This is a genomic window from Actinomadura sp. NPDC048955, assembly GCF_040649435.1.
Lineage (GTDB): Bacteria > Actinomycetota > Actinomycetes > Streptosporangiales > Streptosporangiaceae > Spirillospora > Spirillospora luteofluorescens.
Window position 1 is genome coordinate 358 of record NZ_JBEZJI010000071.1, and the last position, 19,796, is coordinate 20,153.

Sequence of the window (19,796 nt, forward strand, 5' to 3'; positions counted from 1 at the left end):
AGCGACACGACGCGAACCCGCACGGGCACAAGAAGCCTCAGCCGTGGCGTGAGGATCGCCCGGCTCGTGACGGGGGTTCCAGGGGGTCGCCCCCCAGGGAAGACACAGCGACCGCAGCGACACGACGCGAACCCGCACGGGCACAAGAAGCCTCAGCCGTGGCGTGAGGATCGCCCGGCTCGTGACGGGGGTTCCAGGGGGTCGCCCCCCTGGGCTAGCTCGCGCCAGCGGTTGGTGATGGGGAGGCGGCGGTCGCGGCCGAAGTTCTTGGGCGTGATCTTGGGGCCGGGCGGGTACTGGCGGCGCTTGTACTCGGCGATGTCGACGAGGCGGATGGCGCGTTCGACCAGGGCGGGGTCGTGGCCGGCCTCGACGAGGGCGTCGCGGCCCATGTCGCGCTCGACGTAGTCGGTGAGGATCGGGTCCAGGAGGGCGTAGTCGGGGAGGCTGTCGCGGTCGCGCTGGCCGGGGCGCAGCTCGGCGGACGGTTCCTTGACGATGATGGCCTCGGGGATGGGCTCCTGCGTGAAGGGGTGCAGGAGCGGCGCGTCCTTGCCGGCCTGGGCGTTGCGCCAGCGGGCGAGGTCCCAGACGGTGAGCTTGAAGACGTCCTTGATGGGGCCGAAGCCGCCCGCGGAGTCGCCGTAGAGGGTGGAGTAGCCGGTCGCGAGCTCGCTCTTGTTGCCGCCGGTGAGGACGAGGTGGCCGTCCTCGTTGGACAGGGCCATCCACACGTTGGCGCGGATGCGGGCCTGGAGGTTCTCGGCGGCGAGGCCGTGCAGGTCGAGCTGCTTCTCGAACGCCTCGACCATGTCGGCGATGGGGACGATGCGCGAGTTGACGCCCTGCCGCTTGACGAGTTCCTCGGCGTCCACGACGGAGCCTTCAGAGGAGTAGCGGCTCGGGAGCAGGACGGCGTGCACGTTCTCCGGGCCGATGGCGTCGGAGGCGATGGTGGCGACGAGTGCCGAGTCGATGCCGCCGGACAGACCGAGCACGACGGAGCGGAAGCCGTTCTTGCGGACGTAGTCGCGGGTGCCGAGGACGAGCGCCGCGTACACCTCGGCGAGGTCCTCCAGGGGCGGCGCGACCGTCCGCGGCTCGGCGGGGTAGGCGGGCAGCGGGTCGGTGGACAGGACGTGCCGGTCGATGGTGATCGTGGTGCCGTCCTGGGCGTCGACGCGGACGGGGCCCTCCGCGGCGGCCGGGCCGGCGGCCGGCAGGTCCAGGTCGGTGACGAGGAGGTGCTCCACGAACTGGGGGGCGCGGGACAGCGGCGAGCCGTCCGGGCCGACGATGACCGAGTCGCCGTCGAAGACGAGTTCGTCCTGGCCGCCGACCATGTTGACGTAGGCGAGCGCGCAGCCGGCCTCGCGGGCGCGGCTCGCGCACAGTTCGAGCCGGGCGTCGTCCTTGTTGCGCTCGTAGGGGGAGGCGTTGATCACCAGGAGCAGCCCCGCGCCGGAGGCGCTCGTGACGCTGACCGGGCCGCCGTCCTGCCAGAGGTCCTCGCAGATGGCGGTGGCGACGTCCACGCCGTGCAGCCGGACGACCGGCAGCCGGTCGCCGCGCGCGAAGATCCGGTACTCGTCGAACACGCCGTAGTTGGGCAGGTGGTGCTTGGCGGAGCGGACGAGCACCTCGCCGCCGTGCAGCCACGCGGCGGCGTTCAGCGGCAGGCCGCCGGGCCGGCCGGAGCGGGCCCCGCCGGCCGGCGGGCGGTCGAGGTGGCCGGTGACCACGGGCAGGTCACCGAGCCCCTCGTCGGCGAGCCGGCGGGCGAGCCGCTGGAGGGCCTCGCGGGAGGCGTCCACGAAGGACGCGCGCAGCGCGAGGTCCTCCACGGGGTAGCCGGTCAGCATCATCTCCGGGAATGCGACGAGGTGCGCGCCCGCCTCGGCGGCGCGGCGCGTCCACGTCACGATCTGGTCGGCGTTGCCGTCGAGGTCGCCGACGGTCGAGTTCACCTGCGCGAGCGCGAGCCTGAGTTGTGCCACGGTCCAAGGGTAGAACGCCGGACCCGGTTTCGTCACTTTGACGAGAAGTCGGCGGCGAGCGCGGCGGCGCGGCGGCGCCGGATCGCGGGGCCGAGCGCGAGCTGCGCCGCGGCGGCGGCCAGGGTGAGACCCCCGCAGGTCAGCCACAGTGCGGGCGCTCCTCCGGCGCCGAGCAGCTGGGTGCCGCCGAGCGGCGCCAGCAGGAAGCCGCCCGACCACGCCATCCCGTAGAGGCCGCCGTAGCGGCCGCGCAGGCCGGCGGGCGCGAGGTCGGCGACGACGGCCTGCAGGACGGACGCGGCGATGATCTCCCCGAGCGTCCACACGAGGATCGTCGCCGTGTAGGCGGCCAGCGAGGAGGCGAGTGAGGTGAGCCCGTAGCCGACGCCGACGAGCGCGAAGCCCGCCACCAGCACCAGGCTGTGGTCGCGCCGCGCCAGCCACGCGTTCACCAGCGGCTGGACGATGATGATCAGCGCGCCGTTCGCGGCGATCGCCAGGCCGTAGGACCGCGGGCCGAGCCCGTCCTGCTTCATGGCGAGCGGCATGGTCGTCATGCCCTGCATGAGCACGAACGTGTAGATGAGGGTGACCAGCACGTAGCCGACCATGACCCGGTCGCGCAGCACGCGGCCGAACCCGCCCGTCCGCTCGGCGCGGGCGTCGCGGGTGCGCGTCTCCGGGATGGCCCGCCACACGAGCAGGCCGAACGCCGCGCAGGTGAGGGCGTCGATCCAGAACAGCCACAGGAAGCCCTGCTGCGCGAGCGTCCCGCCGAGCACCATGGCGACGGCCCAGCCGAGGTTGATCGCCCAGAACAGCAGCCCGAACGCGCGCGGGCGCTCGGCCGGGGAGATGATGTCGGCCACCATCGCCTGCGCGGCGGGCCGGTACATGTCCAGGAGCAGGCCGAGCACCAGCGCGGCCGCGAGGATCGCGGGGAGCCCCTGGGCGTAGCCGAGCGCGAGCATGGCCGCGCCGGTGCCGACGGTCGCCAGCGTCAGGGTCGCGCGGCGGCCGAGGCGGTCGGCGAGCAGGCCGCCCGCGAGTTGCCCGGCCAGCGAGCCCGCGCCCAGCACGGCCATCGTCACGCCGGCCTGGGCCAGCGACAGCCCGCGCATGGACGTCAGGTAGAGGCCGAGGAACGGCTCGACCATGGTCCCGAGGCGGTTGAGCAGGGTGCCCGCCCACAGCACCCAGAAGGGCCGGGGGAAACCGCCGACCCGGGGCCGGAGGAACGCCGCGAACCTGCCGGGAGAGGGACCGACAGGAGTCTCTTCCAGTGTCGTCACTTTCACGATGGTGGGGGCGGCGCGTGCTCCGAGACATTCATTTAGCCTGGGCTAAATGATCGAGTTCGTGCTCGCGCCGGACGACGTGGCGCGGGTCCGGTTCGCGTTCTCGCCGCTGTGGGAGATGGTGCGCAGCCTGCGGGTGCTCGCCGACCCGTCCGGCCACGCGCTCCACCTGCCGTGGGTGCGCACGGTCCGCCCGCGGCTGCGCGGCCTCGGCTTCGAGACGCTGCTGGACGTCGTCCTGCCCGCCGGGTACATCCCGGACTTCCTCACCCCGCCGCCGCGCACGCCCCTGCCCGACCTCGGCGCGGAGCTCGCGACCGTCCGCGCCACCCCGCCCGAGGTCGTGGCCGCCGAGCTCACCTGGACCGCGCCCGGAAACCCGCCCCGGCCCGCCCGCCGCGCCATGGCCGCCGACCCCGAAGGCACCCTCGCGACGCTCGCCGACCTCCTCGAACGGTACTGGGAGGTGGCCGTGGAGCCGTTCTGGCCGCGCGTCCGCGACCTTCTGGAGGGGGAGGTCCTGCGCCGCAGCGCCGCGCTCGCCGCCGAGGGCGCCGCGGGCGTGTTCGGTGACCTGCACGAGGCGGTCTCATGGCGCGCCGGGACGCTCTCCGTCGACCGCCACTGGGACTTCCGCGGCGAGCTCGCCGGGCGCGGGATCCTGCTCGTCCCGAGCGCGTTCGTGTGGCCGCAGGTGTCGGTGATGGTGCCGCCCTACCAGCCGATGGTCAGCTACCCGCCGCGTGGCGCGGCGACGCTCTGGGAGACGGGGCGGCCGGACGAGCCGCGCGCCGGCGCTCTGGCCGCGCTGATGGGACGCCGCCGCGCCGAGCTGCTGACGGCGCTCGCCACTCCCGCGTCCACCACCGATCTGGCCCGGCGGCTGGGTGTGACCGCGGGGGCCGTCAGCCAGCATCTGGGCGTCCTGCGCGCCTGTGGCCTCGTCACCGGGCACCGCATGGGGCGCCGCGTCCTGTACGTCCGCACGCCGGCCGGGGACGCCCTGGCCGGCGCTCAGCGCAGCGACGCGAGCGCGTCCAGGCGCGGCGGCGCGGGGGAGGCGCCCGGCCCGTAGCGGCCGGACTCGGCGAGCCAGTCCATGTGCGCGCGCGGCGTGTCCAGCAGGACCTTGACGACCTGCGCGGCGGCGGCGCGCTGCGCGACCGTCAGGTCCAGCCGGTCGAGCATCTCCGGCAGCCTGCGCGCCGCCGTCCACGCCTCCTCCAGCCGGTCGGCGATCCGGTCGGCGACCAGGTGGGCCGCCCGCGCCTCGTCCACCCCGTGCGCCCTGGCGAGGACGGCGGGCAGGTCGTGCACGTCGCCGCGCGCGGCCTCCAGGTCGTGCGAGGCGAGGTCGTTGGCCCAGGCCAGCGCGTCGGCGACGCCGTCGGCGAGTGTCTTCCAGCGGGGCGTGCGCAGTAGCCGCGCCGGCAGTTCGACGCCGAGCACGGCCTCGATCAGGTCGAACAGGAACGGCCCGGACGCCCGGCGGCGCAGCGCCGGGTACTCCTGCTCGGTCGGGACGTGGCTGATCCGCCGGTTGACGGCCTCCTCGGCGCAGCCGTCGCGGTGCGCCTCCAGGTGCAGCATGAACCGGCGGCGCCAGTCGCGGCTCATGTCCTTGGACGTGGCCTGCCACAGCTCCACGAGCGCCGCCTCCAGCGGGCGGGCGCCGGGCCGGGCGTGGCCGCGCCGCATCGCGCGCAGCAGGTCGTCGTACAGCGCGTGCACGGCGCTGCCGCTGTCGGCGAGCGGCGCGTGGTCCAGCGTGTCGTCCAGCGCGAGCGTCCAGGTCAGCCAGCGGGCGAACAGGTCGACGGCGGCCAGGTCGGCGGACGGCAGGACGCGGGCGGCGAGCCGCTCGCAGCGCGCCCGGCCGAGCGGGGAGGTGTCCGGATCCCCGAGCACCAGCCCGCGGCCGCGTGCCCAGGCCTCCACCTGCGCGCACAGCTGCCACGACTCCGGGTGCATGGCCGACGGTGTGGCCAGCGCGGTCACCCGGTCGGTCATCGAGAGAAGAAGTGAGATGTCCACGACGCGATCCACGCTAACGATCACCTTGCCGGACGACCATGATCGCCACGTCAATTTCCGGGAAACGGATATCCGGGGACGGTCATGGGCGAGTCAGCCGCCCGGCACTGCCCCCCGCCCGGGGGACGTGCGATAGTGCGGTGATCGGAAGCCAGCACGATCAGGAGGAAACGTGTCGAGACGGACGACGCTCCGGGCCTTCGGCGCGGGGCTCGCGGCCCTGGCGCTGACGGCGTCGGCGTGCGGTGGCGACGAGGGCGCGACGGTGCAGGGCGTGAAGCTCATCGAGAAGGGCGCGCTCACCTCGTGCACGCACCTGCCCTACCCGCCCTTCCAGTCGGAGGACAAGAAGTCGGGCAAGGTCGTGGGCTTCGACGTCGAGCTCATCGACCTCGTCGCCAAGCGGCTCGGCGTCACCCAGAAGATCGTCGACACCCCGTTCGAGACGATGAAGACGGGGTCGGCGCTGAACGCCGGCAAGTGCGACATCCAGATGGGCGGCATGACGATCAAGCCCGACCGGGTGAAGTTCATGGACGTCTCGGCCCCCTACTTCGACGCCACGCAGTCGCTGATGGCGAAGAAGGGCAGCGGGATCACCTCGCTCGACGACGTCAAGGGCAAGAAGCTCAAGCTCGGTTCGCAGGCGAGCACGACCGGCGAGGACTTCGTCAAGGGCAAGGGCTTCGACCCGCGCTCGTTCGACAACTCCAACGCCGAGCTGAACGGGCTGCGCACCGGCCAGGTGGACGTGATCGTGCAGGACGACCCGGTCGTCAAGGGCTGGCTGAAGGACCCGGCGAACGCCGGCTTCGAGATCGCCGCGAACCTGAACACCGGCGAGCAGTACGGGTTCTGGATGCGCAAGGGGCACAACCCCGAACTGGTGAAGATGACGAACCAGGTGATCGCGCAGGCGAGGACGGACGGCTCCTACAAGCGGATCTATGAGAAGTGGATCGGTCCAATGCCGGCCGCCGCCGGCGGCGGGTCGTGACGGCCGAGGGTGCGGCGGCGCCGGGCGGGCTGACCCGCCGGCGCCGCCGGCAGCTCTCCCTCGGCGGCCAGTACGGGATCTTCGTCGTCGTCGTGGTGCTGGTGCTGGCGCTCGCCGACTGGGGCACCCTGCGGCTCAACTTCGCCAACTGGGACGTCGCCAAGAGCCTGTTCCCCGACATCATCACGGTCGGGCTGCGCAACACCGCCGTCTACACCGCGGTCGGGTTCGGGATCGGCCTCGGCGGCGGGCTGCTCGTCGCGCTGATGCGGCTGTCGTCGGTGCCCCCGTACCGGTGGTTCGCCACCTCCTACATCGAGATCTTCCGCGGCCTGCCGCTGCTGCTGATCTTCATCTTCGTGGGCGTCGGCGTGCCGCTGGCCTTCCCGGGCACCAACATCCCCGGCGGCGCCGCCGGGCAGGCGGGACTGGCCCTCGGCCTCGCCGCCACGGCCTACATGGCCGAGACGATCCGGGCCGGGATCGAGGCCGTCCCGAAGGGGCAGCTGGAGGCGGCGCGGTCGCTCGGCATGTCGCACACCCGCGCGATGCGCTCGATCGTCATCCCGCAGGCGTTCCGCATCATCATCCCGCCGCTGACCAACGAGCTGGTGCTGCTGTGCAAGGACTCCTCGCTGGTGCTGTTCCTCGGCATCACGCTCCAGCAGCGGGAGCTCACCAAGTTCGGCCGCGACCTCGCGGGCGAGCAGGGCAACACCACCCCGATCATCGTGGCGGGGATCTGCTATCTGCTCATCACGATCCCGCTGAGCCTGCTGGCCCGGCGGCTGGAGGCGCGGCAGCGCAGGGGGCGGCGATGACGAGCCTCGTCAAGGACGCCGATGGCCGGGCGGCCATCGAGATCAGCGGCCTGTACAAGTCGTTCGGCACGAACGAGGTGCTGCGCGGCGTCGACTTCCATGTGGCGGCGGGCGAGGTCGTCTGCGTGATCGGCCCGTCCGGTTCGGGCAAGTCGACGCTGCTGCGCTGCGTCAACCTGCTGGAGGAGCCGTCCGCCGGGACGGTCCGGGTCGCCGGCGCCGACGTCACCGGCCCCGAGGTCGACATCGACGCCGTCCGCCGCAGGATCGGCATGGTCTTCCAGGCGTTCAACCTCTTCCCGCACCTCACCGCGCTCGGCAACGTCATGATCGCTCAGCGGAAGGTGCTGAGACGGGGCCGGGCGGAGGCCGAGCGCGTCGCCCGGGAGAACCTGGAGCGGGTCGGGCTGGCCGACAAGGTCGAGGCCTACCCGGCGCAGCTGTCGGGCGGCCAGCAGCAGCGCGTGGCCATCGCCCGCGCGCTCGCCATGGGCCCGGAGGTGATGCTGTTCGACGAGCCGACGTCCGCGCTGGACCCCGAGCTGGTCGGGGACGTCCTCGGCGTCATGCGCGGCCTCGCCGAGGCCGGGATGACGATGCTCGTCGTCACCCACGAGATGAGCTTCGCCCGGGAGGTGGCCGACCGGGTGGTGTTCATGGACGGCGGCGTGGTCGTGGAGGAGGGCCCGCCCGCCCAGGTGATCGGCGAGCCCGCGCACGAGCGGACCCGGGCCTTCCTTTCGCGCGTCCTCGACCCGGCGGCGGCGCGGATCGAGGACGGTTCGCGGTCGGATATGTTCCGATCACCGGCCCCGGACGCGTAACGTCGCGGTAACAGCGTCCGGGCATACTGCAGATACAGCCGGACCGGCTCCAGACGGCCGGCATGCCGGGCCCGCGTCGTCGACAACGCAGTCTCGCCGACAGGGCAGTACCGAGGGAGAGGGCATTGGACCGTCAGCAGGAGTTCGTGCTCCGCACGCTGGAGGAGCGCGACATCCGCTTCATCCGGCTGTGGTTCACCGACGTGCTCGGTTTCCTGAAGTCGGTGGCCGTCGCCCCCGCCGAACTGGAAGGCGCCTTCGGCGAGGGCATCGGCTTCGACGGCTCGGCCATCGAGGGCTTCGCCCGGGTCTACGAGGCCGACATGATCGCCAAACCGGACCCGTCCACCTTCCAGGTGCTGCCCTGGCGGTCGGAGTCCCCCGGCGTCGGCCGCATGTTCTGCGACATCCTCATGCCGGACGGGACGCCGAGCTTCGCCGACCCCCGCTACGTCCTCAAGCGCGCCCTGGCGCGGGCCGCCGACCTCGGGTTCACCTTCTACACCCACCCCGAGATCGAGTTCTTCCTCTTCAACGACAAGCCGGAGGACGGCCGCGAGCCCGAGCCGGCGGACGCGGGCGGCTACTTCGACCACACCCCGCACAGCGCCGCGCACGACTTCCGGCGCAACGCCATCACGATGCTGGAGGCGATGGGCATCTCGGTGGAGTACAGCCACCACGAGGGCGCCCCCGGCCAGCAGGAGATCGACCTGCGGTACGCCGACGCGCTCACCACCGCCGACAACATCATGACGTTCCGGCTGGTCATGAAGGAGGTCGCGCTGGAGCAGGGCGTGCACGCGTCCTTCATGCCGAAGCCGTTCACCGAGCACCCCGGCTCGGGCATGCACACCCACATGTCGCTGTTCGAGGGCGACCGCAACGCCTTCTACGAGCCGGGCGCGGAGTACAAGCTGTCCAAGGCGGGGCGGGCGTTCATCGCCGGGCTGCTGCGGCACTCCGCCGAGATCACCGCAGTGTGCAACCAGTGGGTCAACTCCTACAAGCGGCTGTGGGGGAACGTCGGCTCCGCGGCGGGGCTGGGCGGAGAGGCCCCGTCCTACATCTGCTGGGGGCACAACAACCGGTCGGCGCTGATCCGCGTCCCGATGTACAAGCCGCACAAGGGCCACTCGACCCGCATCGAGTTCCGGTCGCTGGACACGGCCGCGAACCCCTACCTGGCGTTCGCGGCGATCCTCGGCGCCGGGCTCAAGGGGATCGAGGAGGGCTACGAGCTGCCGCCGGGCGCCGAGGACGACGTCTGGGCCCTCACCGTGGCCGAGCGGCGCGCGCTCGGCATCGAGCCGCTGCCGCAGAACCTGGACGAGGCCATCCACGCGATGGAGCGCAGCGAGCTGATGGCCGACGTCCTCGGCGAGCACGTCTTCGACTTCTTCCTGCGCAACAAGCGCCAGGAGTGGGAGGACTACCGCCGCCAGGTGACCGAATTCGAACGGAAGCGCCTCCTGGCCGTCCTCTGAGGCCCGCACCGGAATACGGTTGGTCCTGTGACCGAGTCCTGGACTTCCGACCGCCGTCCCTCGCTCGCCGGACGCCTGGCGCGGCTCGGGTTCACCCACGCGGCGCGGGCGGAGCGCCTGATCGCGGAGGCCGAGCGGGAGGGCGCCGCACCCGGTGACGCCCTGCTCGACGCCCTCGGCGCCACCGCCGACCCCGACCTCGCGCTGGACGGCCTGCTGCGCCTGCTCCCCGCCGCCGGCGGCGAGCTGCGCGGGGTGCTGGCCGCCGAGCCGGGCACGCGGGAGCGGCTGACCGCGGTCCTCGGGGTGAGCGCGGCGCTCGGCGACCACCTGGCGCGGCATCCCGACCACTGGCGGGTGCTGCGCGACGGCGTCGCGGGCCCGGTCGGAAGCCCCCGCACCGACCTGCTGGCCGCCGTGGGCGCCGACCCGGCGGCGAGCGAGCCGGTGGCGCGCGGCGAGGACGCGCTCGTCGCGCTCCGCGTCGCCTACCGCCGCCGCGTCCTGGCGCTGGCGGGCCGCGACCTGATCGGCGTGGCCGACGTCGCCGAGGTCGCCGCCGAGCTGGCCGACCTCGCCGCCGCCGCGCTGGAGGCCGGCCTCGCGATCGCCCGCGCCGAGGTGCCCGGGCACGAGACGTGCCGGCTCGCCGTGATCGGCATGGGCAAGTGCGGGGGCCGCGAGCTCAACTACGTCAGCGACGTCGACGTGATCTTCGTGGCGGAGGCGCGGGGCGCCGGTGAGAACGGCGAAGGCGCGGACGAGGACGCCGCGCTGCGCACCGCGACCCGGCTGGCGTCGGCGATGATGCGGGCCTGCTCCGCCACGACCGAGGAGGGCGCGCTCTGGGAGGTGGACGCGGCGCTGCGCCCCGAGGGCAAGTCCGGGCCGCTCGTGCGGACGCTCGCCAGCCACCGCGCCTACTACGAGCGGTGGGCCAAGACGTGGGAGTTCCAGGCGCTGCTGAAGGCCCGTCCCGTCGCGGGCGACGCCGACCTCGGCGCCCGCTACCTCGACACGATCACCCCGATCGTGTGGAAGGCGGCCGAGGGCGAGAGCTTCGTCGAGGACGTCCAGGACATGCGGCGCCGCGTCGAGGCCGACCTGAACCAGCGCACCGCCGACTCCGAGCGGCAGCTCAAGCTCGGGCCGGGCGGGCTGCGCGACGTCGAGTTCGCGGTGCAGCTGCTCCAGCTCGTCCACGGCCGCGCCGACGAGACGCTCCGCAGCCGGGCCACGCTGGACGCGCTGGCCGACCTGTCCCGGGGCGGCTACGTCGCGCGCGACGACGCGGCGGCGCTGGCGTCGGCCTACCGGTTCCTGCGCCGCGTGGAGCACCTCGTCCAGCTGCACCGGCTGCGCCGCACCCACCTCGTCCCCGACGACGAGGCCGGCCTGCGCCGCCTCGGCCGCGCCCTCGGCCTGCGCACCGACCCGGTGGGGGAGTTCACCGCGCTGTGGCGGCGGCACGCCCGGGAGGTCCGCCGCATCCACGAGAAGCTGTTCTACCGGCCGCTGCTGCGGGCCGTCGCGCGGCTGCCCGGCGAGGAGGCCCGGCTCACCCCGCAGGCGGCCCGGATCCGGCTGGAGGCGCTCGGGTACGCCGACCCGGCCGGCGCGCTGCGGCACATCGAGGCGCTCACCTCGGGCGTGTCGCGGCGGGCCGCGATCCAGCGGACGCTGCTGCCGGTCATGCTCGGCTGGTTCGCCGACGCGCCCGACCCCGACGCGGGCCTGCTCGGGTTCCGGCAGGTCAGCGACGCCCTCGGGACCACGCCGTGGTACCTGCGGCTGCTGCGCGACGAGGTGACCGTCGCCGAGCGGATGGCGTGGGTGCTCGGCTCCAGCCGGTACGCCACCGACCTGCTGCTGCGCGCCCCCGAGGCGGTCGCCCTGCTGGGCAGCGACACCGGCCTCGCGCCGCGCCCGCACGAGGCGCTGCGCGCGGAGGCGCTCGCCGCCGCCCGCCGCCACCGGGAGGGGGCCGGCGGCCGCCCCGCCGAGGAGGCCGCCGGGGTGGTGCGGGCGCTGCGGCGCCGCGAGCTGTTCCGCGTGGCCGTCGCCGACCTGCTCGGCCTCGTGGACGTCCGGGAGGTGGGGGAGGCCCTCACCGGCATCTCCGCCGTCACCCTCGAGGCCGCCCTCCAGATCGCCGTCAACAAGATCGAGATGGAGTCGCGCGGGCCGCTGCCGACCCGGATGGCGGTCGTCGCGATGGGCCGGTTCGGCGGGCACGAGCTCGGCTACGGCAGCGACGCCGACGTCATGTTCGTCCACGACCCGCTGCCCGGCGCCGACGAGCGCGCCGCCGGGCGCGCCGCGCACGCCGTCGCCGAGGAGCTGCGCCGCCTCCTCGCCCTGCCCGCCCCCGACCCGCCGCTGGTGATCGACCCGAACCTGCGCCCGGAGGGGCGGCAGGGGCCGCTCGTGCGCACGCTCGCGTCCTACGCCGCCTACTACGCGCGCTGGTCGGAGCCCTGGGAGGCGCAGGCGCTGCTGCGCGCCGACCCGATGATCGGCGACCCGGGGCTGTGCGAGCGGTTCCGCGCGCTGATCGACCCCGTCCGCTGGCCGGAGGACGGCATCGACGAGGACGCCGTCCGGCAGATCCGGCGGCTGAAGGCGCGGATGGAGTCCGAGCGGCTCCCGCGCGGCGTCGAGCGGCGCCTGCACACCAAGCTCGGGCCGGGCGGGCTCGCCGACGTGGAGTGGGTCGCGCAGCTGCTCCAGCTCCGGTACGCCCACGAGGTCCCGGCGCTGCGCACCACTCGCACGCTGGACGCGCTGGACGCGGCGGTCGGGGCGCGCCTCCTGGACGCCGAGGACGCGGAGATCCTGGCCGAGGCGTGGTGCATGGCCACCCGGATCCGGGGCTCGCTCATGCTGGTGCGGGGCCGCGCGTCCGACCTGCTGCCGACCGACCACCACCGGGAGCGCAGCTCGGTCGCCCGCGTCCTCGACTATCCCGGGACGGGCGACCTCCTGGAGGACTACCGCCGGCACGCGCGCCGCGCCCGCGCCGTCGTGGACCGCGTGTTCTACGGAGCCGAGTGAGCCCCGGAACGGTCCGTCCGCCGCCCGGCCCGCTGGTGGAGCCGGTGCATCACGCGGGCCCTGGCCAGCAGGAGCGGTGCGGGGCAGCGCGTGTAGAGGATCCACGAGACCCACAGCGCGCCGCCGATGAGCGCCATGCCCGCCACCGCGTCCAGCACGTAGTGGTTGGCGGTCGACAGGATCACGATCACGGTGGTCGCGGGGTAGAGCGCGCCGAGGAGCTTGGCCCAGTTCTGCGACGCCAGCCTGACCAGCACCAGCCCGCACCACAGCGACCATCCGGCGTGCATGGACGGCATGGCCGCGTACTGGTTGGTCAGGCTCCCGGACGCGTCGCTGGCGTACAGGCCGAGCGAGTGCAGCGCGGTCACCGGGTCGACGAAGCCCTCGCTGTGCAGGAACCTCGGCGGCGCCAGCGGGTACAGCCAGAAGCCGATCAGCGCCACCCCGGTCGCGATCATGATGGACGTGCGGAGCCACCGGTAGTGCTGCGGCCGGTAGCGGTACAGCCAGACGACGATGGCGAGCGTCACGATGAAGTGCATCGTGGCGTAGAAGACGTTCGCGGTCCGCGCCAGCCAGGGCACGGTCAGCAGCGTCTGGTTGAGGTGCAGCTCGAAGTCCAGCCCCAGGAAGCGCTCGGCGCGCAGGATCTCGTCGGCGTGCGCGAACGCGGGCCCGGTGCCGTCCTGAACCAGGACGATCCGCGTCAGCGTATAGCCGGTGTAGAACAGGACGACCAGCAGGAGCTCGCGCCATACCGGGGGCGCGGTGATGATCCGGCGCCGCATTCCGGTGGCGCCGGCCTCGCTTCTGCGGGCCGCTGGGGGGGCGGATTGAGCCATGCTACCTATCTTTGCCGCCGGGGCCTCGTATGAGATCACCGCGACGAATGGTCTTCATCTCAGACCTGAGTAGTACGACCCTGATGCGGTATCCGGACTTTCGGGGGAGGGCCTCAGGGACGCTCGGGGGATCCCCGCGCCGCCCGCTCCTCCGATCGAGCCCATCGAGTTGATCAGGAGTCAGCATAGAGGGCCATGGGTAGGTCCCGATCGCTTCAGGCGATGCGATCGGAGGGACGAATGGCCAGGTATCGGGGGACATCAGGCGTGGTGCCGGCGGGCGCGACGACCCTGGCCGCCTTAACACTCCTCTCACTCGCGGGAGTGACGGGTTCCGCGCGCACGTCGCCCGGCGGGCTCCGCGCGGCGACCGGAACCCCACCGGCGGCTGCCGGTACCGCGTCCGTGGCGGGCGATACCCCGTCCGCGGCGATCGACACCCCGCCCGGGACGGCCCCGCGGCTGACGTGGGGGCGCTGCACCGGACTGCCGTCCCCGCCGCCCAAGAGCAAGCCGCCTCGCGGGCTGCGCTGCGCTGCGCTCCCGGTGCCGCTCGACCACGCCCGGCCGTCCGGCGAGAAGATCGAACTCGCCCTGATCAAGGTGCCGGCGACCGACCCGCGTCGGCGCATCGGCTCGCTGGTGTTCAACTTCGGCGGCCCCGGCGGGGAGGGCGTCGACACGCTCGCGCAGTCCGCCGGCCAGTACGCCGACCTGCGCGCCCGCTACGACCTGATCGGCTTCGACCCCCGCGGCGTCGGCCGGAGCAGCCCGGTGGCCTGCGTGGACGACCGCCGCATGGACGCGATCGCCGCCATGGACGACAGCCCCGACACCGCCGCCGAGGAGCGGGCATACGCGGCCGGCCGCGCCGACTACGTGCGCCAGTGCGAGGCCCGGTCGGGGCGGCTGCTGCCGCACGTCGGCACCGCCGACGCGGCCCGCGACCTTGACATGGTCCGCGCCGCCGTCGGCGACGAGCGGCTGCACTACTTCGGCATCTCCTACGGCACCTGGCTCGGCGGCAACTACGCGCACCAGTTCCCCGCCAGGGTGGGACGTGCCGTCCTGGACGGGGCCGTCGACACCAGGCTCGGCCGTGCCGACCTCGCCCTCCAGCAGGCGGCCGCGTTCCAGCGCGCCCTCGGCGGCTTCGGCGCCGCCTGCGCGCGCCTCGGGAAGAAGGGGTGCCCCCTCGGAACCGACGGCCCGTCGGTCGTGGCGTCCGTCGGCCGGTTCCTGGACGGTCTCGACCGTGCTGCGCTCCGCACCTCGTCCGGGCGCAGGCTCACCCAGAGCCTCGGCACGACCGGCGTCGCCGGCGCGCTGTACTCCCGGGACGCCTGGCCGTACCTCGCGCAGGGCCTCGTCGACGCTGTGAAGCGCCGCGACGGGTCGCTGCTGCTGATGCTCGCCGACGTTCAGAACGGGCGGCGCCAGGACGGCACCTACAGCAACCTCTCCGCCGCCAACACCGCCATCACCTGCGCCGACGGCGCCGACCGGCCCACCGTGAGCGACGTGCGGCGGCTGCTGCCGCGGTTCCGCGAGGCCTCACCGATCTTCGGGACGTCGCTGGCGTGGGGCCTGCTGCAGTGCACGGGCTGGCCGGTGCAGGGCGACCCCGCCGGGCGCGAGGTGTCCGCCCCGTCCGCCGCGCCGATCCTCGTCGTCGGCAACACCGGCGACCCGGCCACCCCGTACGCGTGGGCGTCCGCGCTGACGGAGGCGCTCGGCGGCCGGGCCACCCTCCTCACGCTCAGGGGAGAGGGCCACGGCTCCTACGACACCGGCGACCCCTGCGTCCGCGAGGCCGTGCACGCCTACCTCCTGCGCGGCACGGTGCCCGCCGCGGGCGCGACCTGCGGCTAGCGGTCGCCGAGCCCACCGGGCCGCGCCGATCCTGTCAACATCTGCCCCTTGAACCGGCCGCTGGTTCGGACTGGTCTAGACCGCGAGGTCTATCGAGGAGGCTGGATGAACGGCGGCCGAACCATCACGTCCATCGTCGCGATCGCGGCCCTCGGGCTCGCCCTGGCCCCGCCCGCCCGCGCCCGGGCGCAGGCGCCGCCGGGCCGCGGCTGCGACCCCGGCGCGATCCTCGCGCGGATGACGGACGCCGAGAAGGTCGGCCAGCTGGTCATGGCGGTCACCGAGGACGGCCCGGACGGGATGCCGTCCGAGCGGACCCGCCGCGCCGTCCAGGAACTGAAGATCGGCTCGGTCATCACCTCCGAGCCGCGCACACCGGGCCTCGCCGCCCGCTACGCCAACCGGCTCCAGCGCTGGGCGCAGGACACCCCGTCCGGCCTGCCGCTGCTCGTCTCCGGCGACTTCGAGTTCGGGACGACCCACAACGTCCGCGAAGGCACCACGCCGCTGCCGAACGCGATGGGGCTCGGCGCCGCCCGCGACCCGGCGCGGGCCCGCGCGGCGGCGGCCGTCACGGCCGCCGAGGCCCGCGCGATGGGGTTCCACTGGAACTACGCGCCCGTCGCCGACGTCAACACCAACCCCGCCAACCCGATCATCGGCGTCCGGTCCTTCGGGGAGCGCGCCGACCTGGTCGGCGGGCTCGTCGAGACGCAGGTCCGCGCCTACCGGCGGGCCGGGATGATCGCGACGCCCAAGCACTTCCCGGGGCACGGCGACACCGAGACCGACAGCCACCTCGGCCTGCCGTCGGTGACCTACGACCGCGCCACGCTCGACCGCGTCCACCTGCCCCCGTTCCGCCGGGCGATCGCGGCCGGCGCCGACGCGATCATGACGGCGCACGTGGTGGTGAAGGCCGTCGACCCCGACCTGCCCGCCACGCTGTCGCCCAAGGTGCTGACCGGCCTGCTGCGGCGGGACCTGGGATTCGACGGCGTCATCGTCACCGACGCCATGGACATGGACGCGATCGACGCGAACTGGGGCACCCGCGAGGCCACCGTGATGGCGGTCCGCGCGGGCGCCGACGTGATCATGTCGACCGGCGACCACGCGGCCCACGCGCAGGCCGTGGACGCCCTGGCCGGCGCCCTGCGCGACGGGACGCTGACCCGGGAGCGGGTCGACGCGTCCGTCCGGCGCGTCCTCGCGCTGAAATGCCGGTACCGGGCCTTCGACCATCGCTACGTCAGCCCCGCGGCCGCCGAGCGGATCTCCGGAAACCCCGCCTTCCTGCGGCAGGCCCTGTCGGCGGGCATCGCCGCCACGACACTGGTGCGCAACGAGGGCCGGGTGCTCCCGTTCGACCCCGGCTCGGACGCGCGGACCCTGGTCGCGGGCGTCGTGCAGACCGGGGAGTTCGCGACCGAGGTGGCCGCGCTCGCGCGCGGCCCGGTGACAACCTGGCAGGCCGCGACCGCCGACCCCACCGACGCCGAGATCGCCGAGGCCGTCCGCCGCGCCCGCTCCGCCGACCGCGTCCTCGTCGCCACCTTCTCGTCCGGGACGCTCCCCGCGGGGCAGGCGCGGCTCGTCCGGGCCCTCCAGGCGACGGGCAGGCCGGTCGCGGCCGTGGCGACCGGCCTGCCGTACGACATCGCCTCGTACCCGTCCGTCCGCGCCTACCTGGCGACCTACGGGACGACCGCGCGGACCCAGCGCGTCGACCTGACCATGCACAGGGCCGCCGCCCGCGTCGTCTTCGGCGCGCAGCCCGGCGGGCGCCTGCCGGTCACGATCAAGGGCCTGTACCCCTACGGGCACGGCCTGCGCTACTGACGGGCGGACCGGGTGCGCCGCCCCCGGCGCACCCGGGCCCGCTACACCACCTGATCGACCTTCATCGGCTCCCGCAGCGCGTTGCCGACGGTGCAGTACTTCTCGTGGACGCGCGCGGCCACGGCCTTCAGGACGTCCTCGGCCTCGTCGTCCCCTTCGGGCAGCTCGACGTCGTAGGTGACCGTGATCGTTCCGAGCGTGCTGGTGGCGACCTTGTCGGCCTGGACGGTCGCGGCGAGCCGCGCCATCCGGTGCCCCCGCTTGGCCGTCAGCGGCTCGACGGTGACCAGCTCGCAGCCGCCGAGCGCCGCCAGCAGCAGCTCGACCGGAGTGAAGACGCCCTCGGTCTCGCCGTCCCCGATCGCGACCGCCGCGCCCCGGCCGTTGACGGCCCGGAAGCCGTCCTCGGTGCGCTCCACCCTGACCTCCGCCATGACATCCCTTTCGATCGGCCGGTCTCCGCCCCCGGTGAACGCGGACGCCCCCGGCGTTCTTCCCTACGTCCCGAGTCTCTCCTGCTCCTGCGCCACGATCTGCCGGGCGAGGTCGCGCTCGGAGATGTCGACCGCGTCGGGAGTCTGCTCCGCCAGGTCGCTGCGCCGCGCGTACTCGTCGAAGAGCATGGTCTTGACGTGCAGGATCTCCAGCATCCGCTCGTCGACGCTGCGGGGCGTCAGCAGCCGGTGCACCTGGACGGTCCGCACCTGCCCCATCCGGTGCGCCCGCGCGACCGCCTGCGTCTCCATGGTCGGCTTCACCTGCGGCTCGCAGAGGATCACCACCGACGCCGCCTGCAGGTTGAGCCCGACCCCGCCGGCCTGGATCTGCGCGAGCAGCACGGCGTGCCCCGGCTCGGCGGTGAACGCGTCCACGATCTCCTGCCGCCGCGCCGGGGGCGTCTCGCCGGAGATCGGCCCGCGGGCCCGCGGCCCGAGCGCCTCCCCGACGGCGGCCAGCACGTCGCGGAAATAGGAGAACACCACGACCTTCAGATCGTTCTCGGCGGCCTCGACCACCAGCTCCTTCAGCCGGTCGAGTTTGGCCGACCGCTTCGGGACGGCGTAGGCGGCCCGGCGCATCGCCATGAAGTTCCCCGCCGCCACGGCCTTGCGGTACGCGGCCGCGTCGGCCCGGCTGAACTCCTCCAGTTCGTCCACGTGCACGACCTCGGGCAGCTCGACGAGGACGTCCCGCTGGTTGCGCCGCAGGTACACCGGCGCGACGGCCGACCGGAACGCCCGCGCCCCCATCGCCGCGTCGTGCGGGCGGACCCGTCCGGCCACGTCGGGCCGCAGGTGGGCCACGAGACTCCGGAACTCCTCGACCCGGTTCTCCATCGGCGTCCCGGTGAGGAACAGCACGTGCTCCGTCCTGCGGCACCACCGCGCGACGGCCTGGGCGCGGCGCGTCTCGTGGTTCTTGGCGTAGTGGGCCTCGTCCACCACGAACATGCCGATCTCGACGTCCTCCGGGACGTTCAGGGAGTGCAGCGTGGCGAGCGTCGTCACGGCGATGCCGCCGTCGCCCGCCCACTTGCGCAGCGCCGCCGCGCGCCCGGACCCGTGCAGCGGGTGCGCGGCGATCGCGCTGCGGGTCTCGATCTCCCGGACCCAGTTGATCAGGACGCTCGCCGGGCACGCCACCAGGAAGTGCGTCGCGCCCCGCGCCCGCAGATGGGCCATCGCCGCGATCGCCTGGACCGTCTTCCCGAGCCCCATCTCGTCGCCCAGGATCACCCGCTTCTGGACGAGCGCGAACCGCGCCCCGAACGCCTGGTACCCGCGCAGCGACACCCGGCGGAACCCGTCGTCGAGCGGCTGGGCCTTGACCCGCGCCGCGAGGTCGCCCGGCAGGAACCCCTCGGCGGCCTCCCGCTCCGGGTCCGCCGCGGCGAGCTCGGCCAGGAGGGTCTGGTAGTCGGCCGCCCGCAGCTCGAAGTCGATCCACGCCTCGTCCGCCGGCACGTGCGGCCGCAGCAGGTCCACCGACGCCTGGGAGATCAGCAGCCGGGTGCCGCGCGCCTCCTCGCCGGCGAGCGCCTCGGCCAGCTCGCCGACCGCCTCCCGCGCCCGCTCGCGCCGCGCCGGCGGCGTGAGGAGCCTGCGCCACCACGACCCGGCGGGCCGCGCGTCCCGCACCAGCGGGGCGACGCGCTCGTCCACCTCGTCGGCGGCCGCGCGGGCCCGCGGCAGCTCCGGACCCGCGTTCACCAGCCGGTGCAGCGCGACGACGGCGGGCGTCATCGCCTCGTCCCGCCGGTCGACGTCGATCCGCACCGTCGTCGAGGCCTCCGCCGCCTCCGCCAGGCTCCCGGCGGCCGCGTGGAGCTGCTGCGCCGTCTGGGGCCCGATCCCGGGCAGCAGCTGGAGCCTGTACGGGGTCGAGTCCAGCACGTCCACGACGCTGGTGAACCCGGCCTCCTCCAGCGGCCCGAGCCGCAGCCGCCCGTCCGTGACGTCCTTCAGCCGGGCCAGCGGGATCGACTTCAGCTGCTCCCGCGCCGCCTCCGCCCGCAGCGGCGCCAGCGCCGCGTGCACGTCGGCCAGTGCCCGCCGATGGTCGGCGACCAGGTCCCGCGCGGCCTCCAGCAGCGAGTACCCGCCCCTCAGGACATCCTTGGCCTCATGTGCCATTCCCGCTCCCCACCCGCGCGCTCGGCCCACATGATGCCACCCGCGCCCGGATGCCCCGGTCGCCTCATCCCGGCGCCCGCCCGTCACGATCC

The 19,796-nt window shown here is 74.0% G+C and carries 14 protein-coding genes; 8 read left to right on the forward strand and 6 right to left on the reverse strand.

The features are described from left to right. Positions 1-152: 152 nt before the first annotated feature. Positions 153-1,997: an NAD+ synthase gene (locus AB0C84_RS39475; RefSeq protein WP_361076287.1), complete on the reverse strand. Its 1,845-nt coding sequence runs from the start codon at positions 1,995-1,997 to the stop codon at positions 153-155. 32 nt (positions 1,998-2,029) lie between these two features. Further along, positions 2,030-3,289: an MFS transporter gene (locus tag AB0C84_RS39480; protein ID WP_361076290.1), complete on the reverse strand. Its 1,260-nt coding sequence runs from the start codon at positions 3,287-3,289 to the stop codon at positions 2,030-2,032. A gap of 55 nt (positions 3,290-3,344) precedes the next feature. On the opposite strand from AB0C84_RS39480, the gene AB0C84_RS39485 reads away from it, so the two are divergent. Then, positions 3,345-4,370 (forward strand): DUF5937 family protein, encoded by a 1,026-nt coding sequence (locus AB0C84_RS39485; RefSeq protein WP_361076293.1) that lies wholly within the window; start codon positions 3,345-3,347, stop codon positions 4,368-4,370. On the opposite strand, the gene AB0C84_RS39490 is transcribed toward AB0C84_RS39485, so the two are convergent. Beyond that, on the reverse strand, positions 4,310-5,341 hold the full coding sequence (locus AB0C84_RS39490; protein WP_361076296.1) for a terpene synthase family protein: 1,032 nt from the start codon (positions 5,339-5,341) through the stop codon (positions 4,310-4,312). The two genes, AB0C84_RS39485 and AB0C84_RS39490, sit on opposite strands and share 61 nt — an antisense overlap. Positions 5,342-5,501: 160 nt before the next feature. Between AB0C84_RS39490 and AB0C84_RS39495 the strand changes: the two genes are divergently transcribed. The 5 genes from AB0C84_RS39495 (at position 5,502) to AB0C84_RS39515 (ending at position 12,512) form a co-directional block, all read left to right on the forward strand. Next, positions 5,502-6,326 (forward strand): transporter substrate-binding domain-containing protein, encoded by an 825-nt coding sequence (locus tag AB0C84_RS39495; protein ID WP_338742070.1) that lies wholly within the window; start codon positions 5,502-5,504, stop codon positions 6,324-6,326. Further along, a complete protein-coding gene (locus AB0C84_RS39500) occupies positions 6,284-7,147 on the forward strand; it encodes an amino acid ABC transporter permease (protein WP_361076299.1) in 864 nt (287 codons plus the stop codon). The genes AB0C84_RS39495 and AB0C84_RS39500 overlap by 43 nt, the downstream gene beginning before the upstream one ends. Then, positions 7,144-7,971, forward strand: a complete 828-nt coding sequence (locus tag AB0C84_RS39505) for an amino acid ABC transporter ATP-binding protein (protein WP_361076303.1) — start codon at positions 7,144-7,146, stop codon at positions 7,969-7,971. The genes AB0C84_RS39500 and AB0C84_RS39505 overlap by 4 nt, the downstream gene beginning before the upstream one ends. 125 nt (positions 7,972-8,096) lie before the next feature. After that, on the forward strand, positions 8,097-9,458 hold the full coding sequence (glnA, locus tag AB0C84_RS39510; protein ID WP_179842996.1) for a type I glutamate--ammonia ligase: 1,362 nt from the start codon (positions 8,097-8,099) through the stop codon (positions 9,456-9,458). A 27-nt stretch (positions 9,459-9,485) separates the two neighbouring features. Beyond that, complete coding sequence (locus AB0C84_RS39515) at positions 9,486-12,512, forward strand: bifunctional [glutamine synthetase] adenylyltransferase/[glutamine synthetase]-adenylyl-L-tyrosine phosphorylase (RefSeq protein WP_361076306.1); 3,027 nt, start codon at positions 9,486-9,488, stop codon at positions 12,510-12,512. On the opposite strand, the gene AB0C84_RS39520 is transcribed toward AB0C84_RS39515, so the two are convergent. Continuing rightward, positions 12,497-13,357 (reverse strand): phosphatase PAP2 family protein, encoded by an 861-nt coding sequence (locus tag AB0C84_RS39520; RefSeq protein ID WP_338742077.1) that lies wholly within the window; start codon positions 13,355-13,357, stop codon positions 12,497-12,499. The two genes, AB0C84_RS39515 and AB0C84_RS39520, sit on opposite strands and share 16 nt — an antisense overlap. A 324-nt stretch (positions 13,358-13,681) precedes the next feature. On the opposite strand from AB0C84_RS39520, the gene AB0C84_RS39525 reads away from it, so the two are divergent. After that, the gene (locus tag AB0C84_RS39525) at positions 13,682-15,229 is read left to right on the forward strand and encodes an alpha/beta hydrolase (protein ID WP_361076308.1); all 1,548 of its coding nucleotides are present in this window, start codon (positions 13,682-13,684) and stop codon (positions 15,227-15,229) included. Between the two features lie 105 nt (positions 15,230-15,334). Beyond that, on the forward strand, positions 15,335-17,071 hold the full coding sequence (locus tag AB0C84_RS39530) for a glycoside hydrolase family 3 N-terminal domain-containing protein (protein WP_361076311.1): 1,737 nt from the start codon (positions 15,335-15,337) through the stop codon (positions 17,069-17,071). A 41-nt stretch (positions 17,072-17,112) separates the two neighbouring features. On the opposite strand, the gene AB0C84_RS39535 is transcribed toward AB0C84_RS39530, so the two are convergent. Then, positions 17,113-17,505 carry an OsmC family protein gene (locus AB0C84_RS39535; protein ID WP_361076314.1) on the reverse strand — a complete coding sequence of 131 codons (393 nt, stop codon included), beginning with the start codon at positions 17,503-17,505 and terminating at the stop codon, positions 17,113-17,115. A gap of 63 nt (positions 17,506-17,568) precedes the next feature. Next, positions 17,569-19,704: a DEAD/DEAH box helicase gene (locus AB0C84_RS39540; RefSeq protein WP_361076317.1), complete on the reverse strand. Its 2,136-nt coding sequence runs from the start codon at positions 19,702-19,704 to the stop codon at positions 17,569-17,571. Between the last annotated feature and the right edge of the window lie 92 nt (positions 19,705-19,796).

Bases quoted from the DNA above. Each gene is read 5' to 3' on its own strand.
- AB0C84_RS39530 (WP_361076311.1), top strand. From the start codon at position 15,335: ATGAACGGCGGCCGAACCATCACGTCCATCGTCGCGATCGCGGCCCTC.
- AB0C84_RS39485 (WP_361076293.1), top strand. From the start codon at position 3,345: ATGATCGAGTTCGTGCTCGCGCCGGACGACGTGGCGCGGGTCCGGTTC.
- AB0C84_RS39535 (WP_361076314.1), bottom strand. From the start codon at position 17,505: ATGGCGGAGGTCAGGGTGGAGCGCACCGAGGACGGCTTCCGGGCCGTC.
- AB0C84_RS39505 (WP_361076303.1), top strand. From the start codon at position 7,144: ATGACGAGCCTCGTCAAGGACGCCGATGGCCGGGCGGCCATCGAGATC.
- AB0C84_RS39540 (WP_361076317.1), bottom strand. From the start codon at position 19,704: ATGGCACATGAGGCCAAGGATGTCCTGAGGGGCGGGTACTCGCTGCTG.
- AB0C84_RS39520 (WP_338742077.1), bottom strand. From the start codon at position 13,357: ATGGCTCAATCCGCCCCCCCAGCGGCCCGCAGAAGCGAGGCCGGCGCC.